General features: G+C 64.3%; 14 protein-coding genes. 4 read left to right on the forward strand and 10 right to left on the reverse strand.

Features of this window, described 5'->3' with window-relative positions:
* The first annotated feature begins 3 nt into the window (after nucleotides 1–3).
* Together B9A11_RS13570 and B9A11_RS13575 are read left to right on the forward strand one after the other, a co-directional pair.
* The gene (locus B9A11_RS13570; RefSeq protein WP_058248580.1) at nucleotides 4–441 is read left to right on the forward strand and encodes a helix-turn-helix domain-containing protein; all 438 of its coding nucleotides are present in this window, start codon (nucleotides 4–6) and stop codon (nucleotides 439–441) included.
* Between the two features lie 358 nt (nucleotides 442–799).
* On the forward strand, nucleotides 800–2680 hold the full coding sequence (locus B9A11_RS13575) for a trypsin-like peptidase domain-containing protein (RefSeq protein ID WP_058248581.1): 1881 nt from the start codon (nucleotides 800–802) through the stop codon (nucleotides 2678–2680).
* Nucleotides 2681–2694: 14 nt separating this feature from the next.
* On the opposite strand, the gene rtcR is transcribed toward B9A11_RS13575, so the two are convergent.
* Nucleotides 2695–4266: an RNA repair transcriptional activator RtcR gene (rtcR, locus tag B9A11_RS13580; protein WP_058248582.1), complete on the reverse strand. Its 1572-nt coding sequence runs from the start codon at nucleotides 4264–4266 to the stop codon at nucleotides 2695–2697.
* 176 nt (nucleotides 4267–4442) lie between these two features.
* On the opposite strand from rtcR, the gene B9A11_RS13585 reads away from it, so the two are divergent.
* Together B9A11_RS13585 and B9A11_RS13590 are read left to right on the forward strand one after the other, a co-directional pair.
* On the forward strand, nucleotides 4443–5993 hold the full coding sequence (locus B9A11_RS13585; protein ID WP_058248583.1) for a vWA domain-containing protein: 1551 nt from the start codon (nucleotides 4443–4445) through the stop codon (nucleotides 5991–5993).
* Between the two features lie 415 nt (nucleotides 5994–6408).
* Entirely contained in the window at nucleotides 6409–7818 is a 1410-nt protein-coding gene (locus tag B9A11_RS13590) for an RtcB family protein (protein ID WP_058248584.1), read from the forward strand.
* A 26-nt stretch (nucleotides 7819–7844) separates the two neighbouring features.
* On the opposite strand, the gene paaE is transcribed toward B9A11_RS13590, so the two are convergent.
* From paaE to B9A11_RS13635, 9 genes are all read right to left on the reverse strand, one after another.
* Entirely contained in the window at nucleotides 7845–8906 is a 1062-nt protein-coding gene (gene paaE, locus B9A11_RS13595) for a 1,2-phenylacetyl-CoA epoxidase subunit PaaE (RefSeq protein ID WP_058248585.1), read from the reverse strand.
* A 71-nt stretch (nucleotides 8907–8977) separates the two neighbouring features.
* Nucleotides 8978–9481, reverse strand: coding sequence for a 1,2-phenylacetyl-CoA epoxidase subunit PaaD (paaD, locus tag B9A11_RS13600; protein WP_058248586.1), 504 nt, complete (start codon nucleotides 9479–9481; stop codon nucleotides 8978–8980).
* Entirely contained in the window at nucleotides 9475–10254 is a 780-nt protein-coding gene (gene paaC, locus B9A11_RS13605; protein WP_058248587.1) for a 1,2-phenylacetyl-CoA epoxidase subunit PaaC, read from the reverse strand. The genes paaD and paaC overlap by 7 nt, the downstream gene beginning before the upstream one ends.
* The gene (gene paaB / locus B9A11_RS13610) at nucleotides 10254–10541 is read right to left on the reverse strand and encodes a 1,2-phenylacetyl-CoA epoxidase subunit PaaB (protein ID WP_058248588.1); all 288 of its coding nucleotides are present in this window, start codon (nucleotides 10539–10541) and stop codon (nucleotides 10254–10256) included. Before paaB ends, paaC begins: the two co-directional genes overlap by 1 nt.
* A gap of 13 nt (nucleotides 10542–10554) precedes the next feature.
* Entirely contained in the window at nucleotides 10555–11538 is a 984-nt protein-coding gene (gene paaA, locus B9A11_RS13615) for a 1,2-phenylacetyl-CoA epoxidase subunit PaaA (RefSeq protein ID WP_058248589.1), read from the reverse strand.
* An 18-nt stretch (nucleotides 11539–11556) separates the two neighbouring features.
* Complete coding sequence (pcaF, locus tag B9A11_RS13620; protein ID WP_058248590.1) at nucleotides 11557–12762, reverse strand: 3-oxoadipyl-CoA thiolase; 1206 nt, start codon at nucleotides 12760–12762, stop codon at nucleotides 11557–11559.
* Nucleotides 12763–13051: 289 nt separating this feature from the next.
* Nucleotides 13052–13510 (reverse strand): DUF3237 domain-containing protein, encoded by a 459-nt coding sequence (locus tag B9A11_RS13625; RefSeq protein WP_058248591.1) that lies wholly within the window; start codon nucleotides 13508–13510, stop codon nucleotides 13052–13054.
* The gene (locus tag B9A11_RS13630; protein ID WP_058248592.1) at nucleotides 13491–15458 is read right to left on the reverse strand and encodes a TRAP transporter large permease subunit; all 1968 of its coding nucleotides are present in this window, start codon (nucleotides 15456–15458) and stop codon (nucleotides 13491–13493) included. Before B9A11_RS13630 ends, B9A11_RS13625 begins: the two co-directional genes overlap by 20 nt.
* A 58-nt stretch (nucleotides 15459–15516) precedes the next feature.
* Nucleotides 15517–16572 (reverse strand): TAXI family TRAP transporter solute-binding subunit, encoded by a 1056-nt coding sequence (locus B9A11_RS13635; protein ID WP_058248593.1) that lies wholly within the window; start codon nucleotides 16570–16572, stop codon nucleotides 15517–15519.
* Nucleotides 16573–16658 lie beyond the last annotated feature (86 nt).

The raw sequence follows: 16658 nt of genomic DNA on the forward strand, positions 1-16658 counted from the left end.
ACCATGGAAGACGCCAATGACGTTGGTGAAATCATCGAACGTATGAAACGGCGCTTCGGCGTTGATAGTGATAGCGATTTGGCCTTCCGGTTGATGGTGAGCAGAAGCGCCATTGCCAACTGGCGCAATCGAAACAGCATCCCAGCTCGGTATCGGAAGCTGGACCAAGGTGAAGGCGATCTCTTTCTGTTTGGTGGGGAGATGACCGATATTGAGCGCGCGGGTATGCGCTTGGCTATCATGCGGCTGGTCCGCGACTTCAGTGATATAGCAAAGGACTTCAGAGGTTTCTTGGCCAACTACGCCAAGGCAGCAGCTTCAGTTCAACCGTATTACGCGGAGGCTTGCCAAGACGTGATGAACGAGATGGAAGCGCGTGGTTCCGACGATCCCGACAACTGCTTGCAGCTCTTGGCATATGCAGAGTTTGAGGATCAATAAGGTTCCGCAATCGGTTCCGCAGTCGGCCCCGATTTAAACAAAATCAATGGGTTAGTCGCTCCAAACCCGCGCTTCGGATTGCGGCAATCTTGCGCTCAAAAATCTTTCGGGAAAATCAGCGGCTTAGCCGCGAATTCTAGCCCCTCCAGGCAAAATCCAAAGGTATCACTCAGGCAAAATCCAAAAGTCGCGTCTCAGCGTCGCGCAAGGGGCAGGGATTGCGCCCTTGGCACAGGGCCGTCTTGCTGCCTACACTGGCCGGGCCCGGCGCGCTGGGATTGAACACACCACTTTTCAGACATGACATTCTGGCCCGGCCAAGCGGTCAAAGCAGGCCGCCAAAAGGGAGAGCATTTCGATGAAACGCGCAGCGATGATCTTGGCCGGGGGGATGGCACTGGCCCAAGGGGCGCAGGCTCAGGACTTGTTGATGTTCGACGCCAGCACCTTTGGCAACACCGTCCTGTCGCGCAATCAATCCGCCCTGCCGGGGGCCGAGTTTGAGGCGCAGATCGGCGATTACAACAATGAATTCGTGTCCAACTACGGCGCGACCTCGGTCTTTGCGCGCACCGGGCGGCCCATCGGGCGGCTGGATATCCTGACCGACAAGGGCCACGCGCCCTGCACCGCCTTTTTGGTCGAGGGCAACAGGCTGGTGACCAACCACCACTGTGTGCCGGGCATTCTGAACAACGAAAAACTAGGGGCCAGCGCGATCATCGCGGTGCAGTTGCGCATGGGCTACCTGCGCGACGGCATCGAAGAGGGCACGCGCATGTTCCACGTCAATCCCGCCCCGCTGGAAACCAGCGAAGCGCTGGATTACTCGGTGCTGCAAGTGGTCGGCGGTGATGCCAACGCCGAGTTCGGCGCGCTGGAGCTGTCGTCCGTTTTGCCCTCTGACCGCGATCCGCTGTGGGTGATCGGCCATCCCATGGGCGAGGCGCAGCGCATCAGCCGCGAAAAGTGCCAAGCCGACAGTCCGGCAGTGGCCTCGGGGCGGCTGCGGCACACCTGTGACACGCTGCCGGGCAATTCTGGCTCGCCGGTGATCGACACCGATCTCAAACAGGTCGTGGCGCTGCACCATGCGGGCAGCCGGGCGGGGGCGGTGAACTTTGCCGTGCCCATGGCCGACATCCTGCGCCAGTCCAAGGTGCTCAAGGCCGCCGTGCGCGGCGACGTGGTGCTGGATGACATTGAGGCAGAGCGCCAGCGCCTCGAGGCGGAAAAGGCCGCCCTTGCGGATGAGCGCGCCCGCATTCTGGCCGAAGCCGAAGCGGCCAAGGCCGCCGCCGCCAAAGCCTCCGCGCAGCAGGCCGACAGCGCCGCCGCCCGCGCAACCGCCGAGCGTGAGAGCCTTGCCAATGCCGCCCTTTTGGACGCGCTGGGGCAGGCAGAGGTCTCCGCCCGCGCCGTGGCTCTGCGCGCTGTGATCGACGATCATCCCGCAACCATGGCGGCGCAGGCGGCAGAGCTGGCCTTGACGCAATTGCGCGCCCCCAGCGAGGCGGACGCGCCTGCCAAGCCCGCGCCGGATGCCAGCCCGACGCGCTTTGCCGCATTGTTGAACACCCCTGTGCCGGACCCGGGCGCCGGCCCCGCTCTGTCGCCAGAGGAAACCGAGGCGGCCCTGAGCCTTGGGCGCGACGACTACCGGGATATTCAGCGCACGCTGGATGCCTTGGGCTATGGTCTGGGCGAGCCGGACGGGCTGTTCGGGCCTGCCTCGCGCAGTGCCGTGCGGGCCTTTCAAAAGGAAAACCTGATCGAAGAGACGGGCTACCTCAGCGCCAACCTGCTTGACCGGATCGCCGATGAATACAACGCCGCGCCCGCCACGCTGGACGGCACTTACCGGATCTTTGTCCGTCGCCGCTGGGACGACGCCTATTTCCGCCGGCGGCCCGATCCGGCCTATCGTCCCGGCAAGATTGAAACCCTCGGGTCGGTGGCGATCAAGGTGGAAAATGGCCGGACCGAGGTGCTGGGCTTTCAGGATTTGTCGCGCCAGAAAACCGATGCCTACAAAGATCTGCGCGTCTCGCTGGATGCGCAGGGGCGGCTCAAGCTGCGCTCGACCATCAACTTTCTCTTCGGCAAGGTGCGGCCCAAGGTGCTGAACCTTGATGAACCGCTTGCCAAACGCTGGGCCACAGGCCGCGCCATCACCTTTGAGGACGGCGAATGGGACGAGGCGTTTCACGTCAACATCCGCGTTTTGCGCAGCGACTGAGGGGCGCAGGGCGCCTAAAGGGCGCTGACCTGTTCCCAATCCAGCCCGAACTTGGCAAGGTACTTGCGCAAGCGGTCGCCGTCATTGGTGCTGGTGCGCCGCGTGCGCGAAACCGAAAAGAGCGTGCGGCCCGCCGCGCTGAGGCTGCTGGAGGCGGCGCAGACGCGCACCACCTGCGCCAGTTGCACTTGATCAAACGGGTCGATGTCCTGCGCCGCCGCGCCCAAGAGGTCCGACAGCAACCGCGTGTCGTCATCGCGGCTGGCCTGCGCCCAGTCGGCTTGCAGCGCGGCGATCTCTTGGTCGACCATGGCGCGGGTGATGCGGCCACGGGGGGCCAGCGTGCACAGACGCCGCACCGACCCGCTGAAATCGCGAAAATTCCCCGGCCAAGCGGTCGCGGGATCGCGGGCAAACCGCAGATAGTGGTCGCGCGCGTCGCTGTTAAAGCCGGTTTGCACGCCCAATTCCCGTTCGGCCCGCGCCAGTTCGAACATCAGGTTCGGCTCTACGTCCTCGGGGCGGGCGCGCAGCGGCGGCAGGGTAAAGCACCACATGGTCAGACGCGCGAGCAAATCGGGGCGAAAGCGCCCCTCGGCGGCGCGGGTGCGCAGATCGACGCCCGCCCCGGCAATGACGTGAAAGCGGCTCGACACCTCGTAATCTGACCCGACGGGGTAAAAACGCCCGGTCTCGATCGCGTGCAGCAGGACGGCCTGTTCGTTCATCCCAAGCGCGTCAATCTCGTCCAGAAACAGCGTGCCGCCGTCCGCTTCGCGCAGCAGGCCGCTGCGTTCACTTCCCGCCAGCCCGGTGTGACTGCGCCGCTGGCCGAACAGCATCGCCATGGCGTCCGGCCCGTTCAGCGTGGCGCAGTTGACGTGGACCATGCGGCCTTTGACCCGGCGTCGGTCGAGCTTTAGGTTGTGGATGCGCGCGGCCAGATCGGTCTTGCCGGTGCCCGTCTCACCCAGCAGCAGGATCGGCGCGTCGGACTTGCTGGCCACCAATTCTATGCGATCAATCAAGGCGTTATAGGCGGGGTTGCGCGTCTCGATCCCGCCTTTCAGCTGGTCCGAGTATTCGCGCGAGAGTTGGTCAAACCGCTGTTGCAGCGCGTTGTAGCGCGACAGGTCAAGGTTGATGATGTCCAGCTTTGACCCTTGTTCCAGCCCGCGCGGCGGCCCGGATTGCAGCAGCTTGGCGGGGACGTGGCGGCTCTCGGTCAGCAGGAACCAGCAGATCTGCGCCACGTGGGTGCCGGTGGTCAGATGCACGTGATAGCGCTCGCGGTCCTCGTCAAAGCCATAGCTGCGGGCAAAGTCGAACAACTTGCCGTAGACTTCCTCAAAGTCCCAAGGGTCGTCCAGATCAAGCCGTTGCAGCAGCACTTCGGTGTCGGGCGAGGCTTCGCGCAGCTCATCCGCAACCCGGTGCGCAAGGCGGCTGAAATTGTGGTCGTACAGCAGCTCAATCCGATCGACGTCAAAGCCGGGGTGGGTCAGAAGGCTGACGGTCGGCTTCCACCGGCGCTTTTTGCCCGCATCCAGTTGGGTGCCCAGAAAGCCGATGACCACGTTGCGCATAGTGCGATCCAATTCGATATACAGCGATACATCTGGATCGTATATTGCGGGACGCCTTGGCGCAATCTGCGAAGTTTTTCAGCAAATCCAGAGTGTTATCCGGAAATCGCTTTTTCTTCGGCACCCAGCGCGGCCCATGGCACAACAGGCCCAGCAAAACGAAAAGGACCACAGCCATGGCAAACGCATCTCTGTTTGCATCCCTGAAAGCGGTGCTGCCGACCACCACCCGCAACGCGGCGGGCGGCGCGGCCTACGCCCTGTCCGACGCCGAAGCACTGGCGCAGATGGCGGTGACCGGCACCTTTGGCGGGATGTTCTACACCCAGCCGCAGCAGGAACTGGCGCAGGTTCTGAAACTGGCCGAGGCGGTCTCGCCGCAAATGTTGGCGCAGACCGCGATCTATGCCCGCGAAAGCGGCTATATGAAGGACATGCCCGCGGTGCTGCTCGCAGTTCTGGCGCGGCGCGATCCGGCGCTGTTCCGCAAGGCGTTTGCGCGCGTGGTCGACAATGGCAAGATGCTGCGAAGCTTTGTGCAGGTCGTGCGCTCGGGGCAGACGGGGCGGCGCTCGCTGGGGTCCGCGCCCAAGGCGATGGTGCAGAATTGGCTGAACGGCGCGTCCGACTGGGCGCTGCTGAACGCGCGTATCGGCGGCAACCCGACGCTGGCGGATGTCATCAAGATGGTCCACCCCAAGCCGCAAACCCCTGAACGCGAAGCGCTTTTTGCGTGGATCGTCGGGCGTCCCTGCGAGGCGGCCTTGCTGCCGCAGGCGGTGCAGGACTGGCTGGCGTTCCGTGAAACGGGGCAGGGCGAGGTGCCGGATGTGCCGTTCCAGATGCTGACGCAACTGCCTTTGACGCCTGAACAATGGGGGCAGGTGGCGCGCAATGGGTCTTGGCAGATGGTGCGGCAGGGCTTGAACATGTTGCTGAGGAACGGCGCCTTTGCCGACCCTGAGGTGGTCGTGCGCGTGGCCGATCTGCTGCGCAATCCAGAGGCCATCGCCAAGGCGCGTGCCTTTCCCTACCAGCTGATGGTGGCGGCGCAGAACATCAGCCCAGAGATGCCTGTGCCGATTGTCGAGGCGCTGTATGAGGCGATGGAGCACGCGGTGGCCAATGTCCCGAGCGTGCCGGGGCGGGTCGTTGTCTGCCCGGATGTGTCCGGCTCAATGCTGTGCCCGGTGACGGGCTATCGGCGGGGGGCCAGCACGGCGGTGCGCTGCGTCGATGTGGCGGCGTTGGTCGCGGCGGCGGTGCTGCGGGCGAACAGGGGCGCGCACGTCCTGCCGTTTGAAGTGCGGGTGCGCGAGGCGTCTTTGCGCGCGCAGGACACGGTGCTGACCAACGCCGAAAGGCTGGCCGCTTTGGCCGGGGGCGGGACGAACTGCGCCGCGCCCCTGCGGTGGCTAAACGACCGAGGCGAAGCGCCCGATCTGGTGGTGATGGTGTCGGACAACGAGTCTTGGCTCGGCGGTGATTTCGGCAACCAAGGCACGCCGGCTTTGCGCGAATGGGACGTGCTGAAACGGCGCAACCCGCGCGCGCGGCTGGTGTGTCTGGACATCGCCCCCTATGCGACGACGCAGGTGCCCAGCCGCCCTGACGTGCTGAACATTGGCGGGTTCTCGGATGTGGTCTGGGACCAGATCGCGATGTTCGCCAAGGGCCAAAGCGGTGGCGCGGATTGGCTGGCCCGGATCGGATCGATCGAGGTGTAAGCGCCCGCCATCAGGAAAAGTGGGCACCGGTTTTCCGCCCGGATGGCGGGGCCAAACGCGCCCGCCATCAGGAATAGTGGAAACCGGTTTTCCGGCCGGATGGCGGGGCCAAACAAAACTGCGCGGAATGCCTGCGGGACTACAGCTTCAAAATGTACCCGTCTCGCAACCCCTTGTCCGCGCAACCAAAACGAAAGGAACAGTCTCGGCGAATGCCCGAGGAACTACAGCGCATCTTTTTCCGGGTCGCCGAGTGGGTTCAATTCCCCTCCTTGCGGGCGCCCAGACGGCAAACGCTTGGGGCAACTCAAGCGGGGCGGGTCCCGGGTTGTTTCTCAGGGTCGCAACTGCGGCCACCTTTGTCGCCGAGACTTTTGACGTAAGCGGGGGACGGCCCCCCGCGGAGGGTAACGATATGACGATTGAAATGATTGACGCCGTGACTGGCGAGCATCTCAAAGAGTGGGGGCATCGCCCCGGCAAGGAATACCCGGCCATCCTGGCACGCGCCAATGCGCTGCGGGCCGAAGGCTTTGGCCTGGCGAAAATCCGTGCGGATCTTGAGGCGGAATTCCCGCTGGACCCGCCGCATCTGCCGTTGCGTGCGCCGGGGGCTGTCGCCTTCCATGAGAACATCGAAACCAGCGACGCCGACGAGGCCGACAACCTGACCAAGGTGCGCGAGACCATGACCGAAGTCATGCGTGTGCCCACGGTCGAGGCCGGAGCGGTCATGCCCGACGCCTGCCCGGCTGGGCCGGTGGGCACGATCCCGGTGGGCGGTGTCGTGGCGGCGCGGAATGCGATCCATCCGGGGATGCACTCGGCCGATATCTGCTGCTCGGTGATGCTGTCGGACCTTGGCGATGTTGACCCCAAGGCGGTCTTGGACGCGGCCCAAGCGGTGACCCATTTCGGCCCGGGCGGGCGGCGCAATGGGACGCGGTTCACCGTGTCGCTCAAGCTGCTCGATGCCTTTCGCGAGAACGTTTTCCTGAACAACCCCAAGGCTTTGCGCATGGCGCAGGAACATATGGGCACGCAAGGGGATGGGAACCACTTCCTGTTTGTGGGGCGCTCGCGCAAGACCGGGCGGACGGCGATGGTGACGCATCACGGCTCTCGTGGGCCGGGGGCGGTGCTGTACAAACACGGGATGATCGCGGCTGAAAAGTTCCGCAAGCGGCTCTCGCCCGAGACGCCCAAGCAGAACGCCTGGATTCCCGCCGACACCGACGAGGGGCGCGCCTATTGGCAGGCGTTGCAGCTGATCCGCAAGTGGACCAAGGCGAACCACACGGCGCTCCATCAGGCCACGCTAGAGGCGACCGGCGCGCAGCTTGGGGACCGCTATTGGAACGAGCATAACTTTGTGTTCAAGCGCGGCGATCTGTACCTGCACGGCAAGGGGGCGACCCCGGCTTGGGGGGATTATGCAAGCGACGCCAATGGCTTGACCCTGATCCCGCTGAACATGGCAGAGCCGGTTCTGGTGGTGCGCGGCAAGGACGCGGATCATGGCTTGGGGTTCAGCCCGCATGGCGCGGGGCGGAACTTTTCCCGGTCCGAGCATCGCCGCCGCATGGGCTCCGTCACGCCCGAGCAGATGCTGCGCGCCGAAACCCAAGGGCTGGACGTGCGGTTCCACGCCGGGGCGGTGGACGCCTCGGAGCTGCCATCCAGCTACAAGCGCGCGGACAACGTTGTGCGGCAGATCGAAAGCTTTGGCTTGGCCGAGATCGAAGATTACATCGACCCCTACGGCTGCATCATGGCAGGGGATGTGCCGCCGTTCTGGCGGACCAAGCGCAAAGGGCGGGCCTGAACGGCCCGTCCCAATCCCAAGTGCGCTTATTCGTCGTAGGTCAGGACTACCTTGTCCGACAGCGGGATGCACTGGCAGGACAGGACATACCCGGCGCGCACTTCGTAGTCTTCGAGCGCGTGGTTGGTCATCATTTCGACCTCGCCCTCGGTGACCTTGGCGCGGCAGGTCGAGCAGACCCCGGCCTTGCACGAATAGGGTGCGTCCATGTCGTTGTCGATCGCCGCGTCCAGCACGGCGGTGCCGTCTTTCGGCATCTTGAAGGCGCGCGTCTCGCCATCCAGCGTGACGGTCACGTCGCATTGCGCGCCGTCGTTTTGTACGTGGCGCGACACCGCGCGTTTCTTGGCCCGGCCCTGCTGGCTGGCGAACAGCTCGAACTTGACCTGATCTTCGGTCAGGCCGTGTTTCAGCAGGCTGTCCTTGATGGTCAGCATCATCGGTTCCGGCCCGCAGATAAAGGCCGTGTCCACGGTCTCGGCGTCGATCCAAAGGCGGAACAGCGCCTCCATCTTTTCGGCGTCGATGCGGCCGGTGAACAGGTCAATATCGCCTTCGGATTCAAGGATATGGATCACCGAGAGACGGCCAAGATAGGTGTTCTTGAGGTCTTCGATTTCCTCGCGGAACATGATCGAGGTGACCTGGCGGTTGGCGTAGACCAGCGTGAAGGTGCTGCCCGGCTCGCGCGCCAGCGTCGTCTTGATGATCGACAGGACGGGCGTGATGCCAGAGCCGCCGGCAAAGCCGAGGTAATTCTTGGCGGTGCTGGGGTCGAGCACGGTGAAAAAGCGGCCCTGCGGCGGCATCGCCTCGAGCGTGTCGCCGGGTTGCAGCTCTTCGTTGGCCCAGGTGCTGAAGGCGCCACCGTCCACGCGCTTGATCCCGACGCGCAGGGCGCCATCGTCAAGGCCCGCGCAAATCGAGTAGCTGCGGCGCAGCTCTTCGCCGTCGAAATCGCGGCGGAAGGTCAGGTACTGGCCTTGGATAAAGTCGAAATCGCCATCGCGTGGGCGCAGGGTGACGGTGACCGCGTCGCGGGTGTTCCGCTCGACGTTGGTGACATCCAGAGTGTGAAAGCGGGGCATGTCAGACCTCCTCTTGTCTGAAAGGGTTTAGGCCATGAGCGGGCAGGGCACCTGCGGTGCCGGACGTGCCTCTAGTGGCACTTGAAATAGTCAAATGGCTCCAGGCAGTCGCGGCACACATAGGCGGCCTTGCACGGGGTCGAGCCGAACTGGCTGACCTTGTCCGTGTGGCTGGACCCACAGCGCGGGCATTCGATGGTCAGGTTCGACCCCGCCATGCGTGCCGCGCGGCCCATCCGGCCATCGCTGGCGGTGCCATCCACCGGCGGAGCAATCCCGTATTCGCGCAGCTTGTCGCGGGCGCTGCCCGTTATCCAGTCGGTGGTCCAAGGCGGCGACAACCGGCGTTCAAGGGCGATCTTTTCGACGCCTTTCTCGCGCAGCTTGTCCTCGACCATCAGGTCGATCACCGCCGTAGCCGGGCAGCCCGAGTAGGTCGGCGTCACCGCAACATGCAGCGTGTCACCGTCCCAGCGGACCTCGCGGATGATGCCCAGTTCCGTCACCGAGACCACGGGGATCTCGGGGTCGGGAACCTCGGCCAGCCATTGCCATATGGTGTCCGGCTCTACCATTCCGCCCCCGGATAGGCACGCTGGAGGAACTGCATCTCGGCCAGGATATAGCCCAGATGTTCCGTGTGGCGGCCCTGCTTTCCCCCGGTGTGCACGTCGGCGCGGCGCTCGGGGCAGACCAAGGTCGCCTCGGCCAGCGTTTCCGACACCAGCGTGTCCCAGCGGGATTCGATCTCGGACAGGGCCGGGGCGATGCCCGCCTGCGCCATGGCCTCGTCCACCGCATCGGCCACGAACATCTCGCCGGTGTAGGGCCAGAAATGCTCCAGCGCGGCCTGCATCCGGTCGTGGCTTTCTGCGGTGCCGTCCCCGAGGCGGACCACCAGGTCCGACGAGCGGTCGAACTGATACGCCACTTCTTTCAAGGCCTTGGCGGCGATCTCGGCCACGCGGGCGTCGGCAGACGCCACCAGCGCCGTCAGCATTTCAAAGTGAAACGCGTCGAACAGGAACTCGCGCATGATCGTCTGACCGATGTCGCCGTTGGGCAGCTCGACCAGCTTGACGTTGCGAAACTGCATGGCGTCGCGCAGATACGCGAGGTTGTCCGCCGTGCGGCCTGCGCCCTCGACTTCGCCCGCCAGCCCCAGCCACATCTGCGTGTGGCCAATCAGGTCCAGCGCGGTGTTCGCCAGCGCGATGTCTTCCTCCAGAACCGGGCCATGGCCGCACCATTCAGACGTGCGGTGCCCGAGGATCAGCGCGTTGTCCCCCATCCGGCAAAGCCAGTCGAACAGCGCCTTTTGATCCACTTGCGTTGCGTCCAGAGCCATCACATGTGCCCCACTTCGTCAGGAATGTCGAAGAAGGTCGGGTGGCGGTAGACCTTGCTTTCGGCCGGATCAAACAGCGGGCCTTTGTCGGACGGGCTGGATGCGGTGATCTCGGACGAGGGCACGACCCAGATCGACACGCCCTCTTTGCGGCGGGTATAGACGTCGCGTGCGTGGTTGATCGCCATCTCGGCGTCCGGCGCGTGCAGGCTGCCGACGTGGCGATGGTTCAGGCCGTGTTGACCGCGGATAAAGATTTCCCACAGGGGCCATTCTTTTTTCGACATGGGGTTTCCTCCCTTATTCTGCTGCCACAGCGGCGCGGCGCGCTGCGGATTTCTCGGCGTAGGCGCTCAGACCGTCGCGGAACCACTCGCCGTCGTCCCAAGCCTTGCGCCGCGCGCCAAGGCGCTCTTCGTTGCAGGGGCCGTTGCCCTTGAGCACCTCGAAAAACTCGGTCCAGTCGGGCTGCGAGAAGTCCCAGTTGCCGGTCTCTTCGTTGAATTTCAGGTTCTCGTCCGGGACCGTCAGCCCAAGGTAATGCGCCTGCGGGACCGTCTCGTTGACAAAGCGCTGGCGCAGCTCGTCATTCGAGTTGATCTTGATCTTCCACGCCATGTTCTGTTCCGAGTGCACGGATTCCGCGTCCGACGGGCCGAACATCATCAGCGCCGGATACCAAAAGCGGTTGAGCGCATCCTGCGCCATGGCCTTTTGTGCCTCGGTGCCCTGAGCCATCTTCATCATGACCGAATAGCCCTGGCGCTGGTGAAAGCTCTCTTCCTTGCAGATGCGGATCATCGCGCGGGCGTAGGGACCATAAGAGGTCCGCTGAAGCGGCACCTGGTTCATGATCGCCGCGCCATCGACCAGCCAGCCGACCGCGCCCATATCGGCCCAGGTCAGCGTCGGGTAGTTAAAGATCGAGCTGTATTTCATCGCGCCCGAGTGCAGCTTTTCGAACAGCTCATCGCGCGAGACACCCAGCGTTTCGCAGGCGCTATAGAGGTACAGACCATGGCCCGCCTCGTCCTGCACCTTGGCCAGCAGGATTGCCTTGCGTTCCAAGGTCGGCGCGCGGGTGACCCAGTTGCCCTCGGGCAGCTGGCCGACAATCTCGGAATGCGCGTGCTGGCCGATCTGGCGGATCAGCGTCTTGCGGTAGCCCTCGGGCATCCATTCCTTGGGCTCAATCCGCTCGCCGCGGTCAATGCGCGCCTGAAAGGCGGCGAGCTCCTCGGGGGTCTCGTTGGACTTTTCGGACTTGATCATCTGGGCGTACATGGTCGTACCTCCTGTGGCTCAAACACGTTCGAGGATCATGGCGATCCCCTGACCGACGCCGACACACATGGTGCAGAGCGCGTATTTCCCGCCCGTGCGGTGCAGCTGGCGCGTGGCGTGCAGAACCAGACGCGCACCGGACATGCCCAGCGGGTGGCCCATGGCAATCGCGCCGCCGTTGGCGTTCACATGCGGGGCCGCATCGGGCAAGCCCAGCTCGCGCAGCACGGCCAAGCCCTGCGCCGCAAAGGCTTCGTTCAATTCTATCACATCCATCTGGTCCAGCGTGAGTCCCGCGCGCGCCAGAACCCGGCGGGTGGCGGGAACCGGGCCGATGCCCATGACACGCGGGGCCACACCAGCGGCGGCCATGGCAACCACGCGCGCCTGCGGGATCAGGCCGTTGGCCTTGGCGGCGGCCTCGGAGGCAACGATCACCCCCGCCGCGCCATCGTTGACGCCAGAGGCGTTGCCCGCCGTGACCGTCAGGTCCGGCCCGTTGACGCCGCGCAGCTTGGCCAGCTGATCCGGCGTGGTCTGGGGGCGGGGATGTTCGTCGGTGTCGACGGTCAGCGGATCGCCCTTGCGCTGTGGGATGCTCACCGGGGTGATTTCATCGGCAAAGATCCCGGCGGCATGGGCCTGCGCCCAGCGGCGCTGCGATTCAAGGGCAAAGGCGTCCTGATCGGCGCGGCTGATGCCATAGTCCTCGGCGACGTTATCGGCGGTTTCGGGCATGGAATGCGTGCCGAACTGGGTGTCCAGCTTGGGGTTCTTGAAGCGCCAGCCGATGGTGGTGTCGTAGATTTCCGCGTTGCGGCTAAAGGCGCTGGTGGCCTTGGCCATCACGAAGGGCGCGCGGGACATGCTTTCGACGCCGCCCGCCAGCAGCAGATCGCCGTCCCCGGCGCGGATGGTGCGCGCGGCAAGGCCAATCGCGTCCATGCCAGAGCCGCACAGGCGGTTGACGGTGGTGCCGGGGATCACATCGGGCAGGCCCGCCAGCAAGGTCGCCATGCGCGCCACGTTGCGGTTGTCCTCCCCCGCCTGGTTCGCGCATCCAAAGATCACGTCATCGACGCTGTCCCAATCCACACCCGCGTTGCGGTCCTTCAATGCGGCCAGCGGCACGGCGGCCAGATCATCGGCCCGAACCGACGACAGCGCCCCACCATAGCGGCCAATGGGCGTGCGGATGCTGTCACAGATGAATGCTTGCGCCATGCGCGTCTCCTCCAAGTCGTTGTCGGTCTCGCCTCCAAACGCTGACCGACCGGTTGGTGAATTGCTACCGGACAAAACATCACGTGTAAATTCATTTTTTCGATGCCGCGTGATGTAATGACGATTTGGCGCGCCTGACTGTGCGGAAAATGTCTCAAAATCAGCAGGGTAGCGCATATTCACAGCGCCATGGCGCGGCGCAGACATGAACAAGCCCCGCCGGGCCAAAAGGCTCTGACGGGGCTGAACAGATTCTAAAAAACGACCCGCGCGGGGGCTGCGCAGCGGCTTAGCCCACCGCGTAAAGGTCCACCAACACCCGAGAGTGCTTGCGCTCGCCGGTGCCGACGAACAGCGTCTTGTTGACCCAATCATAGCGCGGATCGCCGGTTTCCAGCCGCGCGTGGGTGCGCATGTAGTAATCCTCATGCGGCACATCCTCGCCGCGGGCGATGGCGGCGATCACCTCGGCGGGGCCGTGACGGTAGCCGTAGTTGATGATCTCGATCAGCGCGCCGTCATCGGTTTCCATCGCATAGCGGGTGTCCAGCTCGGCCATGCCATTGGCAAAGATCGTCTGCCAATCCGCCCCGAGGTTCAGGATCTTGCCCGACAGGCGCGGCCCGCTGACCGTGCCGCCAATGATCGGGATAATGCGGCGCTGGCCTGCCCGGCCCGCGCCCATTTCCTTGATCGGGTCCAGTTCGACCTCTAGCCGGCAAACCAGCTCAAGCGTAGGCTTTTCCATCGTTTTTCCTTGCCATCATCCAATGCAGCGCAATCAGCGCGAGGGCGGCGGCGATGCCAAAGCCCATCACCGGCCCTGTTTTCCACAAGACCAGCACCGCAAGCAACAGCCGCAGCCCGATTTCCCAAGAGGCCATCGGCCCCCGGTCATACCGCGCCAGCGCCGAGGCCATCAGGTACAGCGCCAGGACCAGCCGCGCGCCCAGCATCGTCAGGGCGACGGGGTCGATCTGGCCGGCGTAGCCTTCGATCAGGGTGCGGCGGCCCATGGCGTCGGTGATCGTGACCGCTTGTTCGATCAGCAGTAGCTCGGGGTACCACGCGAACACAAAGGGGATCGTGAACATCACGATGCCAACGCGAACCGCGGCAATGCCGGTGCGCATGGGTTCGGATTTCGTGATCGACGCGGCGGCAAAGGCGGCAATCGCCACGGGCGGCGTGATCGCCGAGGCCACGGCAAAATAGAACACGAACATATGCGCGGTGAAAAAGCTGACCCCAAGGTTCGCCAGCAGCGGCCCCAGCAGCGCCACGTTAACATAGGCGGGCACGGTCGGCATCCCCATGCCCAGCAGGATCGCGCAGACCATGGCGCAGGTCAGCGCCAGCATCAGGTAGACGCCGCCGACGATGTGGATTTCGATGCCGAACAGGTGGATCACCTGCGCGTTTTCCAGCCAAGAGGTCACGGCGGGGGTCAGCTCGCCGGTCAGGCCGCTTTCGTTGAGAAAGGCCGAGATGATCGACACCGCGAAGAGCAGCAGGAAGAGGCGCGAGACGAGGATGCCGCCTTCGGCCAAGGCGTGCAGGATTTTCGACGGCCTCGCCCGCGTTTCCGGGTCAAGGAACAGCAAGGGCAGCAGCACCGCGACCGCCCACCAGCCTGCGGAAACCGCGTCGCCGGTGGCGTTGGTGATGGTCTGGGTGAAGCCGCGCGGCAGGAGTTGCGACAGCAGTCCGGTGCTGATCGAGTCCTTATTCCCAAGCAAAAGCAAGAGGATGGTCAGGATCGGCACCACGATGATGATCAGGTTCAGCCAGTCTTGGCGGTTCATCACCAAGTCCTGCGGGATGTCGCGCATGGGTTCGACCCGCAGGCGTGCAGTGGCGCGGACGGCGAGCTTGATCAGCGAGGTGCCCCCGGCAGAGGTGCCAAACAGCGCGCCAAGGATCACGTAGGGAAAGACCTGATTAACAACGATGTCCATGAAGCGGCCCATGAAGCCGTCCGGCGTGATGAACACATTGGTCGCCTTTTGCACGGCTGCGGCCATGACATCGCCGCCGTCCGCGCCGAGCTTGGTCAAAAGGAAAGTGTTGTCCGACAGATCGAACATCCAGATCAGCGCCGTGCCCACCGTGTAGGCCACCACCGTGCTGGCCACGGCCACGAGCGGCAGACCCCAGACGCGCCAATTATACAGGAAAAACAGGGTGATGATGGTGAACAGCAGCGGGATGATCCAACCGCCAAAGCGCGCTTGGCAGGCGAGGACTTCGGCTTCGAAGGTCATGCCGGGGATCACCCCCGCCGAGCGTTCCGCCGCCTCTTGGATCAGGCGGGCGCGCTCGCCGGTGATCTGGTCGATCAAACAGACCGAGTCGATTTCCACGAGGAACCCTACCGCGCCAAGCACCGCCGCCAGCACCAAGCCGATGTCCAAGCCCAGGCCCAGCCAGCGCTTTTGTGGCGCCATGACCGACCATTCGCGGTAGACGCTGGCGTCCAATGCCACGATCACCATCATCAGCACGAACACCGGCGGGTAGAAATATTCGGGCGCAAAGCCGCTGACCCGAAAGAAGGGCTGGCCGGTGATCTCGCGGAAAAAGCCTTGGAGGCCGGGGATTTCCGGCATGGTGTTGGTCATACCAAGGACAACAAGGATCAGCGCCAGGGCCACGGCGATGCGTTTGCCCAGCGGAAGGGTTTGTGAATCTGTCATGGGTCAGCCCGCGCAGGTTGGCCCGAGGCACCGCTTAGCGCCTCGGGGGGTGTCGGGATCAGGGCTTGAGGCAGTCAGCCACGGTGTGGCCTGCGTCCTCATAGGCGCGGATCGCGCCGGGGTGCATCTTGATCTGCACCGCGCCGCAGGCACCTTGGGTTTTGCCGTCCAGATCGCCAAAGCTCATCATCAGGTAGGGGCCGCGCGGCGAGCCGGTCTTGAACCGCTCTTCGGCGGCGAGCATCGCCTTGGTGATGTCATAGGCCAGTTGTTCGTCCATATCGGCGGACACGACCTGCGCAAAGGCGGTGGCAAAACTGTCGAACGTGTCATCGTCGGTGACGATGGTGATGTCATTGCCCGCGTAGGCTTTGCGGTATTCCTCGACCGGGACGGAATAGGGCGCATGGCCCGGTGCCGTCATGATCTGTTGGCCCAGCTCGCTGTTGAGCAGGTCAGACGGCACGTCGTAGATGGTGGTCGCGCCCGCCGCCGCAAGGGCGATCTGACGGCCAGAGGGCAGGCCTTCGGGGATGGTCCAGGCGTCCGCGCCGCCCCCAGTGATGGTGGCAACGGCGTCGGGCCACGGGGTCTGGATGCCCTCGTAGGTCTCGCCATCCTTGCCGCCCGCCAGCAGCGACACCATCGCCCGACCCGAGGTCAGGGCCGCGCCGCGCGGCGGACCGTTCCAGACGCGCTTGCCATCGAGGCTGCGGATGTCGTCCACCGGGTTGCTGTCGTAAAAGCCGAACAGCTGCGCCGAGCCGGCGTTAAAGAACAGCGCCCGCAGGTTGCCCGCCAGCTCTGCGCCCTTTTCCGGGCCAACGCCCGAGTACGGCCCGATGCCGCGCGACAGCAGGAACGGCAGGATCAGCGGCGCGGGGGCCATGTCCAAACGCCCGTTGGCGACCGCCTCGACCGAATTGGTCAGCGTTGCGCCTTCGGTGATTTGCAGGCTCGCGACGCCCGCGCTTTCCAGAACGGTGGCCAGCGTGGTGTCGATGTAATGCGGGGTGGAGCCCGGCGTCGTGGTTTCGGCGGTCAGCGTCGCTTGCGCGGCCACCATCATCGGCGCGAGCGCAAGCACCCCGCCCAAAAGCGTCGTTTTCAGCATGTTTCCTCCCTTTAGGTTTCCGCCTTCCTCCAAAGACGGAATGCCCCCAGATGGGGACGTCCTGCCAAAAAGGGTTGCAGAATTAT

This window comes from Tropicibacter naphthalenivorans (assembly GCF_900176475.1).
GTDB classification, from domain to species: domain Bacteria; phylum Pseudomonadota; class Alphaproteobacteria; order Rhodobacterales; family Rhodobacteraceae; genus Tropicibacter; species Tropicibacter naphthalenivorans.

What these genes read in the sequence shown, in the direction of transcription:
- B9A11_RS13570 (WP_058248580.1), top strand. Translation starts at nt 4, where the DNA reads ATGGAAGACGCCAATGACGTTGGTGAAATCATCGAACGTATGAAACGG.
- B9A11_RS13575 (WP_058248581.1), top strand. Translation starts at nt 800, where the DNA reads ATGAAACGCGCAGCGATGATCTTGGCCGGGGGGATGGCACTGGCCCAA.
- rtcR (WP_058248582.1), bottom strand. Translation starts at nt 4,266, where the DNA reads ATGCGCAACGTGGTCATCGGCTTTCTGGGCACCCAACTGGATGCGGGC.
- B9A11_RS13585 (WP_058248583.1), top strand. Translation starts at nt 4,443, where the DNA reads ATGGCAAACGCATCTCTGTTTGCATCCCTGAAAGCGGTGCTGCCGACC.
- B9A11_RS13590 (WP_058248584.1), top strand. Translation starts at nt 6,409, where the DNA reads ATGACGATTGAAATGATTGACGCCGTGACTGGCGAGCATCTCAAAGAG.
- paaE (WP_058248585.1), bottom strand. Translation starts at nt 8,906, where the DNA reads ATGCCCCGCTTTCACACTCTGGATGTCACCAACGTCGAGCGGAACACC.
- paaD (WP_058248586.1), bottom strand. Translation starts at nt 9,481, where the DNA reads ATGGTAGAGCCGGACACCATATGGCAATGGCTGGCCGAGGTTCCCGAC.
- paaC (WP_058248587.1), bottom strand. Translation starts at nt 10,254, where the DNA reads ATGGCTCTGGACGCAACGCAAGTGGATCAAAAGGCGCTGTTCGACTGG.
- paaB (WP_058248588.1), bottom strand. Translation starts at nt 10,541, where the DNA reads ATGTCGAAAAAAGAATGGCCCCTGTGGGAAATCTTTATCCGCGGTCAA.
- paaA (WP_058248589.1), bottom strand. Translation starts at nt 11,538, where the DNA reads ATGTACGCCCAGATGATCAAGTCCGAAAAGTCCAACGAGACCCCCGAG.
- pcaF (WP_058248590.1), bottom strand. Translation starts at nt 12,762, where the DNA reads ATGGCGCAAGCATTCATCTGTGACAGCATCCGCACGCCCATTGGCCGC.
- B9A11_RS13625 (WP_058248591.1), bottom strand. Translation starts at nt 13,510, where the DNA reads ATGGAAAAGCCTACGCTTGAGCTGGTTTGCCGGCTAGAGGTCGAACTG.
- B9A11_RS13630 (WP_058248592.1), bottom strand. Translation starts at nt 15,458, where the DNA reads ATGACAGATTCACAAACCCTTCCGCTGGGCAAACGCATCGCCGTGGCC.
- B9A11_RS13635 (WP_058248593.1), bottom strand. Translation starts at nt 16,572, where the DNA reads ATGCTGAAAACGACGCTTTTGGGCGGGGTGCTTGCGCTCGCGCCGATG.